The organism is Microbacterium sp. KRD172, assembly GCF_017168295.1.
Taxonomy (GTDB): Bacteria; Actinomycetota; Actinomycetes; order Actinomycetales; family Microbacteriaceae; genus Microbacterium; species Microbacterium profundi.
Genome location: NZ_JABFAS010000002.1, coordinates 619,593 through 636,568, shown reverse-complemented (window position 1 = coordinate 636,568; position 16,976 = coordinate 619,593). Strand labels below are relative to the sequence as shown.

Below are 16,976 nucleotides of genomic sequence, written 5' to 3'. Positions count from 1 at the left end.
TTCCTGTCGACGTGTCCGGTACCCGCCGATCAACTCAGTGCCGGAATGACCTCGCGCTCGAACAACTCGATTCCGGAGCGGTCGTACGCCGCCTCGGGGAAGTAGTGGATCGCGTAGCCGAGGCCGCGCGCCTGCATGTCGCGGAGTCGCTCGATGATCTGCTCCGGGGTGCCTACGCCGTGCGCGTGGTCGCCGCGGTAGTTGCGCATCGCCTGTGCCGTGCGATCTCCGAGGTGCGGGGCAAGTCGCGCCTCGATCGCTGCCAACCGATCCTCGACCTCTGCCTCAGTCGCCCCGATCACGGTGTTGTAGTTCGTCGATCGGACGATCGCGTCGAAGTCCGTGCCGACCTTGAGGGTGTGTTCGCGGAGGATGGCGCTCTTCGCGTCGAACTCCTCAGGATTCCCGCCTGCGAAGTTCGTGTACTGCGCGTACTTCGCGGCGATCTTCAGCGTGACCTTCTCACCACCGCCGGCGATCCACATGGGGATGCCGCCGTCCTGGAGAGGGAGTGGCCGCACGATCGCGCGGTCGACCTGGTAGAACTTCCCATCCAGAGTGGCCTCGCCTGTCTCCCAGGCCTGACGCATGATCTGGACGCCCTCGTCGAGGCGGCGGAGCCGGTCTCCCGCCGAGGGGAATCCGTAGCCGTACGCGCGCCATTCGTGCTCGTACCACCCGCCGCCGATGCCCATCTCGGTGCGTCCACCCGAGATGATGTCGACCGTCGACGCGACCTTCGCGAGATACGCAGGGTTGCGGTACGCCATGCACGTGCACATCTGTCCGAGGCGGATGCGACTGGTCGAGGCCGCGAACGCCGACATCAGCGTCCACGCCTCGTGCGTCGCCTCCTCGCTCGGAATCGGAGTCGTGTGGAAGTGGTCGTACACCCACAGCGACTCCCACGGCCCGGCATCCGCAGCCCGCGCGAGATCGCGCATCGTCGTCCAGTGATCAGCGGGGTCGATGCCGACGAGGTCAAATCGCCACCCTTGGGGGATAAAGGTTCCGAAGCGCATGCGGCCAGCATAGCTATCTGCCTCGCGTCCGTGGACGCCGCCAGTGCGGGGATGCCTTACAGTGCGGCGGCGCTCAGCTCAGCAGTTCGCGGATGTCCTCGGCTGAGATCGAACCGGACCCCATGTTGCCGACGCCGTCGACCACCTGCGCGAAGAGCGCCGCTTTCGACTCACGCAGCGCGATGACCTTCTGCTCGATCGTCTCGGCCGCAACGATCCGGTAGACGAATACCGGTCGGGTCTGACCGATCCGGTGGGTCCGGTCCACGGCCTGCTCTTCGACGGCGGGATTCCACCACGGGTCCAGAAGCACCACGTAATCGGCTTCGACGAGGTTGAGGCCGAAGCCGCCGGCCTTCAGCGAGACGAAGAACGCGTGCGAATCGCCCTCACGGAAGCGCCGGATGACAGTCGGTCGGTCCGTTGTCGAACCGTCGAGGTACTCGGTCGTGATGCCCGCCTCCGATGCCCGTTCCCGCGCGCGGGTGAGGAAACGCGTGAATTGGCTGAGCACGAGAACCCGGTGCCCCTCGGCGGACGCCTCCTTGAGCAGGTCGACCAGCACGTCGAGCTTGGCCGACGGAGCGGTTCCTTCCCCGACCAGCTCCGGGTCGAGGGCGAGCTGGCGCAGCAGGGTAAGTGAACGGAAGATCTGGAACCGGTTCGCCTGGACGTCGTCGATCAGGCCGAGTACCTTCTGGCGCTCCCGCTGGAAGCGGACGTCGTAGAGCTTGCGATGCCGCGGATGCAGGTCCACCGCGATCGTGTTCTCCTGCTTCGGCGGGAGCTCCGGCGCGACGACCCCTTTCGTACGGCGCAGCATGAAGGGGCGGATGCGTCGTTGCAGAAGCTCCAGCCGCTCGGTGTTCTTCTCCTTCTCGATCGGCCGCCGATAGAAATCGGCGAAGCGCTCTTTGCCACCCAGCAGGCCCGGCGCGGCGAGCGAGGTCAGCGCCCACAGCTCGCCGAGGTTGTTCTCCATGGGCGTGCCGGTGACCACAAGTACGAAGGGCGCGCCGAGCGTGCGGGCTGCCCGGTACCCGAGCGATGCGGGGTTCTTGATCTGCTGCGCCTCGTCGAGGATCAGTCCCGACCAGGAGAGTTCGCGATACTCCTCCGCCTCTCCGCGGAAGAGCGCGTAGCTGGTGACGACGACGTCTGCTCCGTTCACGGCATCCGACAGACTCTGACCGCGACGCGTGCTCATCGCAGTAATCGTCACCACGTTCAGGGACGGAGCGAACCGTTCGCATTCGACCGCCCAGTTGCCGACGACACTGGTGGGTGCGACGACGAGGAAGGGCGCGGCATCCGCTCGCTCCTGGTGCGCACGCAGCATCATCGCGATCGTCTGCAGGGTCTTTCCCAGCCCCATGTCATCGGCGAGGATGCCGCCCAGACCGTTCCGGCGGAGGAAGTCGAGCCACGCGTAGCCGGCCTGCTGGTATGGACGAAGCTCCGCCTGCAACCCGACCGGAGGCGTGATCGGCTCGACACGCGCGTCGGTCGACAACGATCGCACCGCGAGCCACCACTCGGCTTCCGCCGCGGCGACGATGCCGAGCTCGCTCAGTTCGGCCCACAGATCAACCTGATACTTGCTGACGCGCAGGCGATCCACCGGTCGATCGGTGAGGGCTTTCGCCTCTTCGATGATGGCGCGCAGCGCAGCGAATTCTTGCCCGTCCAGCGGGAAGTAGGTACCGCTCGGCAATACGAACACCGGGTCGCCGACGCTGAGCGCCGTGAACAGCGCGGAGAACTCGACCTCCTCACCGCCGAGCGAGACCGCGACGCTCAGGTCGTACCAGTCCCCGTCGCGCTCCGAGTCGATCCCGACGACCGGAAGGTCTCCTGACCGGGAGAACGAGGGAAGCGCGGTGACTTCGACCACGCTCACATGCTCGAGTTCGCGCAGGCGCGGAAGCACTTCTCCCACCAGGACTGCGGCCGATGCCATACCCAGCGTACGATCGGGTGGCACCTCGTCTGCCCCGGAGAAATCCGCGGGGAAGAGCACTGCGGCGTGTCCGGCTGCCGCCTCGCGGACCTGGGCGAGCACCGCACTCTCGTGCGCGGTGTCGCGCAGGTGCGCCACCGGGCGGTTCCAGCGCCATTCGACGTGCACCTGCGGATCGGCGAATGTGACGGCGAGGGTCAGCTCCGCCGGCCGCATCGGGGGAATGTCATACGAAAGGTCCGGCGAGGTCACCTCGATTTCGGCCTGCACCCGCGGCAGGTAGCTCTGTTCGAACTCGTCGCGCTCCTCGGGCGCGATGGTTATCGCTCGCTTGCGTCGCAACAACTGCTCGGCGACGGGAGTCAACGGCTCTGCAGTGCGGAAGAGTGTGATCCGCTGCGCTGCTCCGCCGGGGTCGGTGACACGTGCAGCCATCGAGACCGGCGATCCGAGCCAGTTGATCCCTCCGGTCGTTGCTCCGGGGATGTCGACATCCGCCTTCATCCGCAGGGACCGGCCCTTGCGGGTGATCGCTAAACGCACATCGATGGGATGGTCGGCGAGTTCGATCGGATGCTGCGCCTTGCCCTCGGCGATCAGCGCGACGCCGTGTGCGCGCAATCCATTCAGGAGCTGCCAGGCCTCCGGCGACGCGATGTCTTCGAGCGACAGCCACTCGGTGTCGGCGGACGGGTAGTAATAGTAGTACGAGTTCTCTTGCGCCAGAGCGTGCAGAGCGCGCAAGCGTCCGAGAGGCTCGCGAGCAGGATGGCGAGGCGCGAGAGCGTCGACGAGTCTCCATCCCTGGTTGCCCTTTATCCAGTTGTCACGCGCGCCGCGCACGCCGGGCCGGATGGCGAGATACGGGCGGGAAGGCGCACCGGAGTGGCGCCAGCGATCGCGCGACGCGGGCGAACGCACCGAGAAGAAGAGGCAAGTATCGGATGCCGCATTCGGCTCGATCGATGGCAGAACCTCATCGAGCTCACGCTTCCAGGCAGGTCCCGGTGGGGGTGCAGGCTCTGCGTGGTCGATCTCCGACAGGAGCGTGATCATCGCCGCGACAGCATGCACGCACGCGGAGCCATCCGTAGAGCAGGTGCAGTTCCCGGACACCGCGCCGTCGTTGCCCATCGATAGCTCGAACCATTCCACGCGATCGGCTTGATACACACACCCGTTGGCGACGATAACTCCCGCGTCGACCTCGGCTTCTTCGATCTCAACATCGTTCGACGAGGCGATCCGGATGGCGGCGGACAGCGTGCTCGCGGAAACGAGCTCGCGCACGCGTTCGATCACCGACGGGGAGATGTTCACAGGCAGCCTTTCACGCATCGAAGGGAGTGGACGCCCAGCGCAAGCGCACCGCTCCGCATAACAGGGTCGCACGACCAGCATCCGACCGGCAAACGGACGCCAAGCGGGTCTGGCTTTTCCGGCATCCAGTGGGCCTATCGCCGTTCAGACGGCGTCGCCGTCGTGCCTCTGGCCCTGCTCGGTCCCTGATCGCGGGCGCTCGCGCTCACAGGCCTCGCAGCCGCGGCGCCAGGTCGCGTTCGAACAGCGTCATGAAGCGTTCCTGGTCATGGCCCGGGGCGTGGAAGACGAGGTGGTTGAAGCCCCAGTCGACATATTCCTTGATCTGCGCGACGACCTGATCCGGGTCGGTGCCTACGATCCACCGCTTCGCGACCTGCTCGATCGGGAGGGCGTCCGCGGCCTTCTCCATCTCGATCGGGTCGGTGATGTCGTGCTTCTGCTCCTTCGACAGCGACAACGGCGCCCAGAACCGCGTGTTCTCCAGCGCGGCCTCGGTCGTCTCCTCGTAGGACAGCTTGATCTCGATCATCCGATCGATCTGCTCGAAACTTCGACCGCCAGCCGCCGCTCCCTCTTTCACCGCGGGCACGAGGCTGTCGACGTACAGCTCCCGGCCCTTGCCCGAGGTGCAGATGAATCCATCTCCGGCGCGCCCGGCATACTTTGCCACCGTCGGTCCGCCCGCGGCGATATACACCGGGATGCCACCCTCTGGGACGTCATAGATGGATGCATCATGCGTGGAGTAGTAATCGCCGTCGAAGCTCGTCCGCTCCCCCGTCCACAGCGCCCGCATCAACCGGATCGACTCCCGCAGCCGGGCGAACCGCTCGCGGAACTCCGGCCACTCCTGCTCACCCGCACCCTGGAAACCGGTGGCGATCTCGTTGAGAGCCTCACCGGTGCCGACGCCGAGGAATACCCGCCCCGGGCTCAGGCATCCCAGCGTCGCGAAGGCCTGCGCGATCACGGCGGGGTTGTAGCGGAACGTCGGCGTCATCACACTCGTGCCGATCCGGATACGCTCGGTGCGCGCACCGACCGCCGCCGCCCACGCGATCGAGAACGGCGCGTGCCCACCCGTATAGCGCCACGGCTGGAAGTGATCGCTCACCGCCACCGACTCGAAGCCGTGCCGCTCCGCAGCGACCGCGATATCGACCAACTCACGCGGAGCGAACTGCTCAGCGGATGCCTTATAACCCAGTGTCAGCGTCATTGACTGTCTCCTTCGTCCTCTGCACTGTCTTACTCTGCGGCTGTGGCCGCACGGGCGGCTTTGAATCCCTCGTCGAACCCGATCCGGTGCGCCTCGTCGGCGCCCAGCCGGAACATGTCCTTCTCGGAAGATCTCACGATGCTCGAGGCGCCGGGAAGATCGAGATCGCCCACCAGTCGCCCCATGCCTCGGACGACAGCAACCGGGCATCCGCTGATCTTGCCCTTGACCAGGTCACCGGCGGCCGCCAACTCGTCCGCGACACAGGGCTGCGTCACGATCAGTGGCCGCCCTGCACTGTCGAGCTCGCCATGCAGCTGATCGAAGATGTGCACTCCCGCCGCACCGATAGCGACGTCGGTCTGCCCATCGCGCCACGGGCGCCCTAGGGTGTCGCTCACGATGATGCCGACGTCCACGCCAGTCTCGGCACGAATCTTCGATGCGATCGCACGGGCCGAGGCATCCGGGTCCAGAGGCAGCAGCAGGATCGTTCCTGGTTCAGTGTTGGAGGCATCCACGCCTGCGGCGGCACCTACGATTCCGAGCCGGTTCTGCACGATGCGCGTCACACCGCCGTCCGCGCGAGCACGTGTCGCGACGACACGAACGGTCTCGGCAGTGATCGCGGCCTCACGGTCGGCGGCGCGCACCGACCGTCCCTCGGCCTTCGAGATGATTTTCGATGTGACGACCAGGATGTCACCGTCGATCAGTTCGTCTCCGGCGGCGCCGATGGCATCCAGAATCATCCCGGGCAGGTCAGCGCCTGCGGCCACTTCGGGGATCCCTGCAAGTGCCCACACCTGCATCCGATCAGTCACGTCATTTCACCAGTTTCGGAAGAATCTCACGGCCGGCGATCTCGATCCACGCGCTCTGAGTTCCTGACCCCACGTTGTGCACATGGACCGCGTCGAATCCGAGATCGAAGAATGACTGCAGGTACGCGAGATGGACCTCAGGATCGGATGAGACGGGGATGCGTGCCCGGATGTCATCCGCTGTGACGGAACGCGCGAGCTGATCGACGTCGAACGGAGAACGGATGTCACCTCTCGGAAAACGCAGACCCGTCATCGGCCAGTCCCGCAACGCCTGGCTCATCGCCTCGTCATCGGTGGGCGCCCACGACAGCTGAGCATGGACCACCGTCTGTGTTGACTCCATGGAACGCCCGGCCTCCCGCCTGCCCTCCCGAAACGCATTGAGCAAAGCCGTCAGTCGCTCTGCCGGGGCAGCCTGCACGACCATGCCGTCGAGCGTGCGTCCGGCGCGACGCGCAGTCATCGGACCCCCAGCCCAGACCTGCACCAGAGGCGGCGACGCGGGCATCGTCCACAGGCGGGACGACTCCAGCCGGAAGTGCGGCCCGGAATGCCTCGTGTCCTTGCCCTTGGACGACGCCGCGAAGAGTTTGCGGATGACCTCTGCCGCGTCGAACAGTCTCGCCGCGCGCTCGGAGGCCTCCGGCCAATACTGACCCACGATGTGCTCGTCGATCGCATCACCAGCAGAAAGGATGAGCCGGTGTCGGTCCGGGTACAGCGCCGCGAGCGTCGCGCTGGCCTGCGCCACCGCGGCCGGATGCATCCGATAGCCGGGAACGGCCGAAGCCGTCACCATCCCGGTGGTCTGCTGCCCGATCGCTCCCAGCACAGCCCAGGCGAACGGGGCATTTCCCTGGCTGGGCAACCACGGCTGGAAACGGTCACTGACCACGGTGCCGGCGAAGCCGCTCTGCTCTGCGGCTGCCGCCAGTTTGACCGCGGCATCCGGAGCAAACTGCTCCAGCGCGACGACGTGATGAACCTCACCAGGCGTGGCGTTCATCAAGCTGGAGGGCATACCGGAAGCTTATTGCTCAGCAGAAAGGGCGGGGCACCCGGCAGTCTGTAGTCGAGCTCGGCTGAGGCCGGGCTTTCACATTCGACTGGCGCAAATGGCTGCATTCTCGGCAAGGACCCTCTTTGTCAAGCTGGTTGTGAGTCGTTCATGATCAGTAGGGAGTCAGGGTGATGACTGTCAGTCCAGGGTTCACGGCCACGGAGATCCGTGAGATCGTGCACGAGTATCAGGTGCAGCCGCACGCGCACCCGGAACGCTTCCGCGCCCGCCCGAGCACACCCACACCCGCTGGCACGGTCGGGATCAACCTGCCCAACGAGAAACCACAAAACAAGGCCGCGTGACTCCACACAGCTTGACATCGCTCGGGATCGAGCAATTTGCGCTTGTCGAACGAACTCAGCCGGCAACCGGCACCACCGCATCCGCTCGCTCGGCCAGCCGCATCCAGGTCTCCACCACGGTGTCGGGGTTGAGCGACATCGACTCGATGCCCTGATCGAGCAGCCAGTCGGCAAGATCCGGATGATCTGACGGACCCTGCCCGCAGATGCCGACGTACTTGCCGCGACGCAGGCACGCCTCGATCGCCATCGCGAGCATCTTCTTCACTGCGGGGTCCCGCTCGTCGAATGTCTGCGCTACGAGCGCGGAGTCCCGGTCGAGGCCGAGAGTCAGCTGCGTCATGTCGTTGGATCCGATCGAGAATCCGTCGAAGTGGTCGAGGAACTCGTCTGCCAGTAGCGCGTTCGATGGCACCTCGCACATCATGACGACCTCGAGCCCGTTCTCGCCGCGACGGAGACCGTTTGCTGCGAGAAGCTCGATAACGGCCGCACCCTCGGCGACCGTGCGCACGAACGGGATCATGATCTTGACGTTCTTCAGTCCCATGTCATCGCGCACCCGGCGGATCGCCTCGCACTCCATGTCGAAGCATTCGCGGAAGTCCGCGGAGATGTAGCGCGACGCCCCGCGGTACCCGATCATCGGGTTCTCCTCGTGCGGCTCGTAGCGGTCACCGCCCAGCAGGTTGGCGTACTCGTTCGACTTGAAGTCACTCATCCGCACGATCACCGGCTCCGGCGCGAACGCCGCGGCCAGCATCGCGACACCCTCGGTGACGCGCTGCACGAAGAACTCCCGCGGGGACGGGTACGCGGCGATGCGGTCGGCAACCTGTGCCTTCAGGTCGTCCGGAAGGGTGTCGAACTCGAGGAGCGCACGCGGGTGGATGCCGATCTGCCGGTTGATCACGAACTCGAGCCGGGCGAGGCCCACGCCCCGATTCGGCAGGCGAGAGAAGGAGAAGGCCTGATCGGGAGTGCCGACATTCATCATGATCTTGACCGGGACCTCCGGCATCCGATCCAGATGGGTCTCCTCCTCGGTGAAATCGAGGAGCCCCTGGTAGACGAAGCCGTCGTCACCCTCCGCGCACGAGACGGTGACATCGAGACCGTCCGGGAGCACACTGGTCGCGTCTCCGGTGCCGACGACGGCCGGGATGCCGAGTTCGCGCGCGATGATGGCGGCATGGCAGGTGCGGCCACCGCGATTGGTGACGATCGCCGACGCCTTCTTCATGATCGGCTCCCAGTCGGGGTCGGTCATGTCAGCCACGAGGACGTCGCCTGCGCGGAAGCTCGCCATCTCGTCGATGCTGCGCAGCACGCTCACCGTGCCGGCTCCGATCTTCTGCCCGATCGCGCGGCCTGTCGAGAGCACCTCGCTGCGCCCCGCGAGCACGAAGCGGCGCATGACGTTCGCGTCGGCGCGGGAGACCACGGTCTCCGGTCGCGCCTGCAGGATGTAGATCCTGCCATCGACGCCGTCGCGCGCCCACTCGATGTCCATGGGGCGACCGTAGTGCTGCTCGATCGTGACCGCGTGACGGGCCAGTTCCTCGATCTCGGCATCCGTGATGCTAAGTTGCCGACGCAGGTTGGCCAGGACGTCTTCGAAGACGGTCGTTCCGCCGACCTGATCGCTCTCGGTGTATCGCATTGCGATCGCCTTCTCGCCGACGGAGCGCTTGAGGATCGCGGGGCGGAAGGCGGCGAGCGCCGGCTTGTAGACGTAGAACTCGTCGGGGTTCACCGCACCCTGAACGACAGCCTCCCCCAGCCCGTACGAGCTGGTGATGAAGACGGCGTTCTCGAAACCGGACTCGGTGTCGACGGTGAACATGACTCCGGATGCTCCGATGTCGGAGCGCACCATCCGCTGCACGCCCACCGACAATGCGACGTCGTGGTGATCGAAGCCGTTGTGCACCCGGTAAGAGATCGCACGGTCGTTGTAGAGCGAGGAGAACACCTGCTTCACCGCCTGCAGGATGTTGTCGATGCCCGAGATGTTGAGGAAGGTCTCCTGCTGACCGGCGAAGGAGGCGTCCGGGAGGTCTTCTGCGGTGGCCGACGAGCGGACGGCCCAGGAGACGGCATCCGGGGTCGGGTCGTTCTCGACCAGGCGTGCGTACGCAGCGCGGATGTCGCGTTCGATTTCGGCGGGCAGGGGCTGCTGCTCGATCCATTCACGCACCGCGGCACCCACGCGCGAGAGCTGAGTGACATCATCGACGTCAATGGCTTCGACGGCTTCGCGGATGCGGGCGTCCAGGCCATTGGTTGTCAGGAACGCGCGGTACGCGTCGGCGGTCGTCGCGAAACCACCTGGCACGCGCACGCCGAGATCGGAGAGGTGGGAGACCATCTCGCCGAGAGAGGCGTTCTTGCCACCGACCTGAGGAAGGTCCGCCATGCCGACCTCGTCGAACCAGAGGATGTTGCTCATAGTGATGCCTCTTTCACTGGGTTTGTTAAAAGCACGATCACGCACGCAGCTTCATGGTCTGCATGATGACCGCGGACATCTCCTCGACACTTTTGGTCGAAGAGTTCAGGAAGGGAACACGGTTTCGTCGATAGAGGTCTTCGGCACGGCGCAACTCGATGGTGCACTGCTCGAGGCTGGAGTACTGCGAACTCGGACGGCGCTCGTGACGCACCTGGCTCAGTCGCAGAGGCGTGGTAGTGAGTCCGAAGCAGCGAGCGCCGTACTTCGCGACCGCGCGCGGGAGTCCTTCAGCCGGGTAGTCGTCGTCTGTGAGGGGGTAGTTCGCGACGCGCAGACCGTGCTGCAGTGCGAGATACATCGTCGTCGGCGTCTTGCCACAGCGCGATGGGGCGATGATGACGACGTCGGCCTGGTCGAGAGCACGGGAGCTCTGCCCGTCGTCATGCTCGATCGCGTATTCGACGGCGCGCATCCGCGCGAAGTACCGGTCGGTGTCGCCGAGGCCGTGATAGTTGCCGAGCTGCTCGGATGCTGTCACGCCGAGCGCCTGCTCGAGCTCGGTCAGATGCCCGGCGAGCAGGTCGATGAGTGTGGCGCGGGATTCTTGGAGAATGCCGCGCAGCGCCGCCTGCTTGACAGTGATGAACAACAGCGGCTCTCGGCCCTGTTCCGCGTCGGCATTGATGCTGGAGCCTCCGCCTCCGTGAGCACGAAGGGGATCGTGTGCTTGAAGAAGCGGATGCCGGGAAAGTTCGCGAGGAGCGCGTTGCCGAGGGTTTCAGCCGTGACACCCGTGCTGTCCGAGACGAAGTATGCGGCGCGGGGAGCGGCGTCGTCTTGCGCTGCAGGGAGGGGCATAATTCAAAACTATGCAAGGTTCAACGCTTCTCGTGACCAAATCAAGGTGAAGGAATCGCGCTTCTTTCCTGCAGAGTAAGAGCCCGCGACGGCCTGGGCCTGTCGAAGGGCCGCCGTAGACTGCTTAACCCCGCTTCAACAGCGCAGCCAGTGCCTGCCCGCCACCGATGCACATCGTGACGATCGCGTATTCTCCCCCGGTACGCTGCAGCGTTAGCGCGGCCCGTAACGTCAGGATCGCACCCGTAGCGCCAACCGGGTGCCCCAGCGCGATCGCTCCGCCGTAAGGGTTCACCTGAGCCGGGTCGAGTTCCGTATCGCGAATCACTGCAAGCGCCTGTGACGCGAACGCCTCGTTCAGCTCGATTGTCGAGATATCCGAGGGCGTGAGTCCGGTCTGTTTGAACAGCTTCTTCAGCGCGAGCGTGGGCGCGTAGCCCATGATCTCCGGCTCAAGTGCCGCGGTGGTCACCGCCTCGATCGTTGCGAGAACGGGAGCACCCTCGGCGCGCGCATCTGTCTCACGCATCAGCACCGTAGCCGCAGCACCATCGTTGATGCCGGAGGCATTGCCCGCAGTGACGGTACCATCCTTGACGAAAGCCGACTGCAAGCAAGCGAGCGTCTCCAGAGTCGTCTCCGGTCGCGGGTGTTCATCGCGAGACACCTCAACGGGCTTACGGCCCGACGTAGTCACTGAAACGATCTCTTCAACAAAAGCAGCCTGAGCCTCGGAAGCCGCCGCCCTTCGCTGCGACTCGAGGGCGAAAGCATCCTGCTCTTGCCGAGTCACACCGAATCGAGACGCGACGTTCTCGGCCGTCGTTCCCATGTGCTTCTCGGTGAACGGATCCGTGAGCATCGCGATCGTGCCGTCGAGCAGTTGGCGATGTCCGAGCCGGTCGTTGAACCGCGCGTTGAAGTCATAGAACGGCATTCGCGTCATGTTCTCGGCACCGCCGGCGACAGCAACATCGATACCGCCCCACAGCAGCTCCTGCGCCGCCGACCAGATCGCCTGCAGCCCCGACCCGCACAGTCGATTCACCGTGAATGCCGGCGTATTGACGTCGAGACCGGCAGACAAAGCGATCCGACGCGAGATATAGGCATCCCCTGCGACCTGACCGATGTTGCCGATGACGACCTCGCCGACGCGGTCACCCGAGATACCCGAGCGCTTCAGCGCCTCAACCGTCGCCGCAGCACCGAGCTCATGCGCAGGAGTGTCCTTGAACGCCCCACCAAAACGACCCACCGGGGTCCGCGCCCCGGCGACGATCGCGATCTTCTCCCGCGAGGTAGACATCATCCCGCCGCTTCTTCAGCCCGCTCCAGCACATCGATCGCCGCAGTATCCGGCACGTACTCCTCGATGTGACGCTCATCCGGACCGTTGTACGCAGACAACGGCCTGATCAGCGCATTCGACGCCTGCTGCTCGAGGATGTGCGCGGTCCAACCGGTGATACGCGACGCGATGAACAGCGGCGTGAAGGTGAGGGTGTCGTAGCCGATGAGGTTATACGCCGGTCCCGACGGGTAGTCGAGGTTGGGGTAGATGCCCTTGCGCGAGACGAACTCGTCCTCGAGCGTCGAGTACAGCTCCGCGACATCCGGACGGTCGTAGTGCTCGACGAGAGTGTCGAGGGCTGCCTTCATCGTGGGCACACGCGAATCGCCGCGCTTATACACGCGGTGGCCGAAGCCCATGATCTTGCGCTTTTCGGCGAGCGCGGTGTCGAGCCAGCCCTTCACCTCGGATGCCGTACCGATCTCATCGAAGATGTGCATGACGGCCTCGTTGGCGCCACCGTGCAGCGGTCCCTTCAGCGCACCGATCGCGCCGACCACGGCCGAGTACAGGTCGCTCAGCGTCGAGGTGATCACGCGCGCCGTGAACGTGGACGCGTTGAACGAGTGCTCCGCGTAGAGGATCATCGAGCGGTTGAACGCGTCGACGACCTCCGGGGCGGCTTCTTCACCGAACGTCAGCCACAGGAAGTTCGCGGCGTAGTCGAGGTCATCACGCGACTCGACGGCCTCCTGGCCGCGACGACGACGCTGGCCGTAGGACACGATCGCCGGAAGAGCCGCGAACAGCTTGAGGCTGCGCTCGAGGTTCTCCTCCGGAGTGCCGACGGCATCCAGTACGTTGCTGATGCCGGCCGTCTCGATCGCGCCGATCACGCTGACCGCGGTGCGCACCTCGTCCATCGGGTGCGAATCGATCGGGAGGCGATCGATGGCCTCCTTCACCGCGGGGGCGAGCGCACGGTTCGCGCGCTCGGTCGCGCGGAAGGCTTCCAATTCCGAGGAAGTCGGCAGCTCGCCGTGCCACAGCAGGTAGGCGACGGCCTCGAACGACTGGGTCGCGGCGAGCTCCTGCACCGGGTAGCCGCGGTAGAGCAGGCTGTTCGTCTCAGGGTTGACCTTGCTGATCGCCGTCTCGTCCGCGACGACCCCTGCGAGGCCCTTCTTGATGTCGTTGTCAGTCATACCGTGCTCCTTTGCAGATTGCGTTTCGTCACTTCGACTCACGGAGGCCCGCACTGAGCGAGCGTAGCGAGTCGAAGTGTCCTCAATGCGTTTCGTCTCGCTTCGCTCGCTCAACGACCCGCGGGTGCGACCGACTATCGGTCGACGGTGAAGTTGAAGACGCCGGAGTCGAAATGGTTGTACGACTCGTAGTCGATGAGGTCATACAGGTCTGCGCGATGCTGCATCTCGCCGAGCTTGCTCGTGAGATGCCCCTCGTCGTTCAGCGTATCGAGCGCACGACCCGCCGCGCCCATCGCGATGCGCAGCAGCGACACCGGCCAGATGACGATGTTCACGCCGACATCGCGCAGCTGGTCGACGCTGAACAGATCCGACTTCCCGAACTCGGTCATGTTCGCCAGGATCGGCACGTCCACAGCATCCCGGATCGCCGCGAACTCCTCGAGAGAGCGCATTGCCTCGGGGAAGATCGCGTCGGCCCCGGCATCCACCAGCGCCTTGGCGCGATCCTTCGCGGCCACGAGACCGTCGACGGCGGCGATGTCGGTGCGCGCCATGATGAGGAAGTTCTCGTCACGGCGCGCGTCGACGGCGGCACGGATGCGCTTCGCCGCCGTGCCGAGATCAACCACGGCCTTGCCATCGAGATGACCGCAGCGCTTCGGGTTGATCTGATCCTCGATATGGGCTCCGGCAAGGCCAGCGTCCTCGAGCGTCTGGATCGTGCGAGCCACATTCATCGGCTCGCCGAAGCCGGTGTCGGCGTCGATGATCGCCGGCAGCTCGGTCATCCGTGCGATCTGCTGACCGCGGCCCGCGACCTCGGTGAGCGTGGTGAGTCCGATGTCCGGCAGCCCCAGGTCGGCAGAGAGGACGGCGCCCGAGATATAGACGCCCTCGAAGCCTTTCTGCTCGATGAGGCGTGCGGAGAGCGGATTGAACGCGCCAGGGAAACGCAGCAGTTCACCGGTGGCGAGACGCTCGCGGAAGAGGCGGCGTTTCTCGGCGGGGGTGGTGGTGGAATACAGCATTAGAAGTCCTTTCGGTGGATCGCCGGACGCTTCGACAGGCTCAGCGACCGGCTAAGGCTCAGGCTCAGCGACCGGGTAAGGCTCAGGCTCAGCGACCGGCTGCGGCCCCGAGCCCTGAGCCCGTCGAAGGGCGTCATCAGAACAACCCCTTGGTGGTGGGCTCGGATGCCACGACACCCGGCTTCGCGATGATCGAGAGCTCGGCGACCTCAGCGGCGGTGAGCTCCGGCAGGCGCTGCACGAGCGACAGGAACCGCTCGATCTCCTCAGACGACAGCACCGGCTCAGCCAGCAGGCGGAACTTCGCGATGTAGTTCTCGCGGGCGAAGGGCCTGGCGCCGAGCGGGTGCGCATCCGCGACCGCGATCTCGTCGACCAGCGTCGAGCCATCGGTGAAGGTGATCTCCACGCGACCGCCGAACGCCTTCTCCGCGATGTCGTTGGAGTGGTAGCGACGTGTCCACTCGGCATCCTCGAGCGTCGTGACCCTGTTCCACAACTCGACGGTGTCCGCACGACCGGCACGCTCAGGAGCATACGAGTCGACGTGGTGCCAGCTGCCATCCTGCAGCGCCACGGTGAAAATGTACGGGATCGAGTGGTCGAGCGTCTCGCGCGACGCGGTCGGGTCGTACTTCTGCGGGTCGTTCGCGCCAGAGCCGATCACGTAGTGCGTGTGGTGCGAGGTGTGCAGCACAACGGACTCGATGTCATGCCAGGTGCGCCCTTCGACAGGCTCAGGGAGCGAGAAATATTCCTTGTGCAGCTTCCGCGCCAGGTCGATCCAGGCCTGCGCCTGATACTCCGCGGAGTGCTCCTTCGTGTACGAGTCGAGGATCGCGCGCTTCGCTTCGCCCTTGGGGGGCAGCGGCACTTCGTACGCGGCATCCGGGCCGTCCAGCATCCAGGCGATCACGCCGTCTTCACCTTCGTAGATCGGCGAGGGGCTGGTCTGGCCGCGCATGGCGCGATCGACCGCCTCGACGGCCATCTTGCCTGCGAACGCCGGGGCGTGCGCCTTCCACGTCGAGATCTCGCCCTTGCGGCTCTGCCGTGTGGCGGTGGTGGTGTGCAGCGCCTGCGAAACGGCCTGGTAGATCGTCTCGGCGTCGAGGCCGAGAAGCGTGCCGATCCCGGCGGCGGCCGAAGGGCCGAGGTGCGCGACATGGTCGATCTTGTGCTTGTGCAGGCAGATCGCCTTCACCAAGTCGACCTGAATCTCGTAGCCGGTGGCGATGCCGCGGACGAGGGCACGCCCGTCGACCCCGGTGTGCTGGGCGACCGCGAGGATCGGCGGGATATTGTCACCCGGGTGGGAGTACTCCGCGGCGAGGAAGGTGTCGTGGTAATCGAGCTCACGCACGGCGACGCCGTTGGCCCAGGCCGCCCACTCAGGGCTGGTGTGCGCATCGAGCGGTGCGCCGAAGACAGTCGCGCCCTTGCCACCGGTCGAGACGGGGTGGCTGAACGCCTGGTCGCGGGCCGCGATGATCGGGCCTCGGGTGAGGGATGCTGCGGCGACGGAGGCATTGTCGATGATGCGGTTGATGATCATGTCGACGACGTCCTGCTCGACCTCGACGGCATCCGTCGCGACCTCGGCGATCTTCCATGCCAGCTGGTTCTCGCGGGGCAGGTCTTCTTCGCTCTTGTAGACGCGGACGTGGTGGGTGACGGTCATGGCTGTCCTTCGTTCTCGGTGCGCTCGGGGTTCTGAGCGATGTCTGGGTTGTGGATGCTCCCGAGGATGCTGGTGAGAGCGTTCCGCAGATGCACATGCGTGGCGTGCGCGGCGAGGTCGCCGTCGCGTTCGGCGAGGGCCTCGGCGATGAGCCGGTGCTCGGCGACGGATGCTTCGAGCCGAGCAGGGTTGTCGCGAGACAGCCGGCGCACTCGCACGAGATGCGTGCGCACGGTGCGCAGGGCGGCGGCGATGTAGTCGTTGTCGACCGCAGCATCCACCGCCCGATCGAAGCGCGCGATGAGCGCGTAGTAGCCGTCGCGCCCCGTCGCGGCATCGAGGGATGCTCCGGCATCCGCGAACTCGGCGGCAAGGCGCGCGAACAGCTCGGCGTCGCCGCGTGCGGCGGCGAGGCGGGCGGCCGACTCCTCCAGCGCGCGGCGGATCTCGAAGAGCGATCGGATGTCGTCGGCGTCGATGTCCGTCACAACCGTGACCCTCGGCGACTGCTGCTCGACCAGGCCGTCGGCGCTGAGCTGCTGCAGCGCTTCTCGCAGCGGCGTGCGGCTGACGCCGAGACGGGAGGCCTGCTCGACCTCGGCGAGAACTGTGCCTGGAGCGAGATCGCCGGACTGGATCTCCTCGAGCAGCGTCGCGTAGGCGCGATCACTCGCCCTGGTTCGCTCGGGAGTGGTGCCCTCGACAGTGGTGCTCACACGGCTAGTGTATACAT

Annotated in this window: 12 protein-coding genes and 1 pseudogene; 1 reads left to right on the top strand and 12 read right to left on the bottom strand. The window is 65.6% G+C overall.

The features are described 5' to 3' along the window. Nucleotides 1–29: 29 nt before the first annotated feature. From J1M43_RS03345 to J1M43_RS03325, 5 genes are all read right to left on the bottom strand, one after another. Entirely contained in the window at nucleotides 30–1,022 is a 993-nt protein-coding gene (locus J1M43_RS03345) for an LLM class F420-dependent oxidoreductase (protein ID WP_206475758.1), read from the bottom strand. 73 nt (nucleotides 1,023–1,095) lie between these two features. Continuing rightward, nucleotides 1,096–4,302, bottom strand: coding sequence for a DEAD/DEAH box helicase (locus tag J1M43_RS17055; RefSeq protein WP_206475756.1), 3,207 nt, complete (start codon nucleotides 4,300–4,302; stop codon nucleotides 1,096–1,098). A gap of 205 nt (nucleotides 4,303–4,507) precedes the next feature. Further along, nucleotides 4,508–5,524 (bottom strand): glucose-6-phosphate dehydrogenase (coenzyme-F420), encoded by a 1,017-nt coding sequence (gene fgd, locus J1M43_RS03335; RefSeq protein WP_206475754.1) that lies wholly within the window; start codon nucleotides 5,522–5,524, stop codon nucleotides 4,508–4,510. 29 nt (nucleotides 5,525–5,553) lie between these two features. Next, complete coding sequence (cofE, locus tag J1M43_RS03330) at nucleotides 5,554–6,336, bottom strand: coenzyme F420-0:L-glutamate ligase (protein WP_033105881.1); 783 nt, start codon at nucleotides 6,334–6,336, stop codon at nucleotides 5,554–5,556. Between the two features lie 13 nt (nucleotides 6,337–6,349). Continuing rightward, nucleotides 6,350–7,372, bottom strand: a complete 1,023-nt coding sequence (locus J1M43_RS03325) for a TIGR03557 family F420-dependent LLM class oxidoreductase (RefSeq protein ID WP_241245178.1) — start codon at nucleotides 7,370–7,372, stop codon at nucleotides 6,350–6,352. Between the two features lie 170 nt (nucleotides 7,373–7,542). Here J1M43_RS03325 and J1M43_RS03320 point away from each other — a divergent pair, with 170 nt between their 5' ends. After that, entirely contained in the window at nucleotides 7,543–7,716 is a 174-nt protein-coding gene (locus tag J1M43_RS03320; protein WP_206475752.1) for a hypothetical protein, read from the top strand. Between the two features lie 55 nt (nucleotides 7,717–7,771). Here the strand turns inward: J1M43_RS03320 and ppsA are convergent, their stop codons facing one another. The 7 genes and pseudogenes from ppsA to J1M43_RS03285 all read right to left on the bottom strand — a co-directional run bounded on the left by ppsA (nucleotide 7,772) and on the right by J1M43_RS03285 (nucleotide 16,959). Beyond that, nucleotides 7,772–10,168, bottom strand: a complete 2,397-nt coding sequence (gene ppsA, locus J1M43_RS03315; protein WP_206475750.1) for a phosphoenolpyruvate synthase — start codon at nucleotides 10,166–10,168, stop codon at nucleotides 7,772–7,774. Nucleotides 10,169–10,205: 37 nt separating this feature from the next. Then, nucleotides 10,206–11,029: pseudogene (locus J1M43_RS03310) on the bottom strand (pyruvate, water dikinase regulatory protein). A 124-nt stretch (nucleotides 11,030–11,153) separates the two neighbouring features. Further along, on the bottom strand, nucleotides 11,154–12,338 hold the full coding sequence (locus J1M43_RS03305; protein WP_033105874.1) for a thiolase family protein: 1,185 nt from the start codon (nucleotides 12,336–12,338) through the stop codon (nucleotides 11,154–11,156). After that, nucleotides 12,338–13,528, bottom strand: a complete 1,191-nt coding sequence (locus J1M43_RS03300; RefSeq protein ID WP_033105873.1) for a bifunctional 2-methylcitrate synthase/citrate synthase — start codon at nucleotides 13,526–13,528, stop codon at nucleotides 12,338–12,340. The genes J1M43_RS03305 and J1M43_RS03300 overlap by 1 nt, the downstream gene beginning before the upstream one ends. Nucleotides 13,529–13,662: 134 nt before the next feature. Then, complete coding sequence (gene prpB, locus J1M43_RS03295) at nucleotides 13,663–14,562, bottom strand: methylisocitrate lyase (RefSeq protein WP_033105872.1); 900 nt, start codon at nucleotides 14,560–14,562, stop codon at nucleotides 13,663–13,665. Nucleotides 14,563–14,698: 136 nt separating this feature from the next. After that, nucleotides 14,699–16,243 (bottom strand): MmgE/PrpD family protein, encoded by a 1,545-nt coding sequence (locus J1M43_RS03290; RefSeq protein ID WP_206475748.1) that lies wholly within the window; start codon nucleotides 16,241–16,243, stop codon nucleotides 14,699–14,701. Beyond that, nucleotides 16,240–16,959, bottom strand: a complete 720-nt coding sequence (locus J1M43_RS03285) for a GntR family transcriptional regulator (protein ID WP_052166863.1) — start codon at nucleotides 16,957–16,959, stop codon at nucleotides 16,240–16,242. Before J1M43_RS03285 ends, J1M43_RS03290 begins: the two co-directional genes overlap by 4 nt. Between the last annotated feature and the right edge of the window lie 17 nt (nucleotides 16,960–16,976).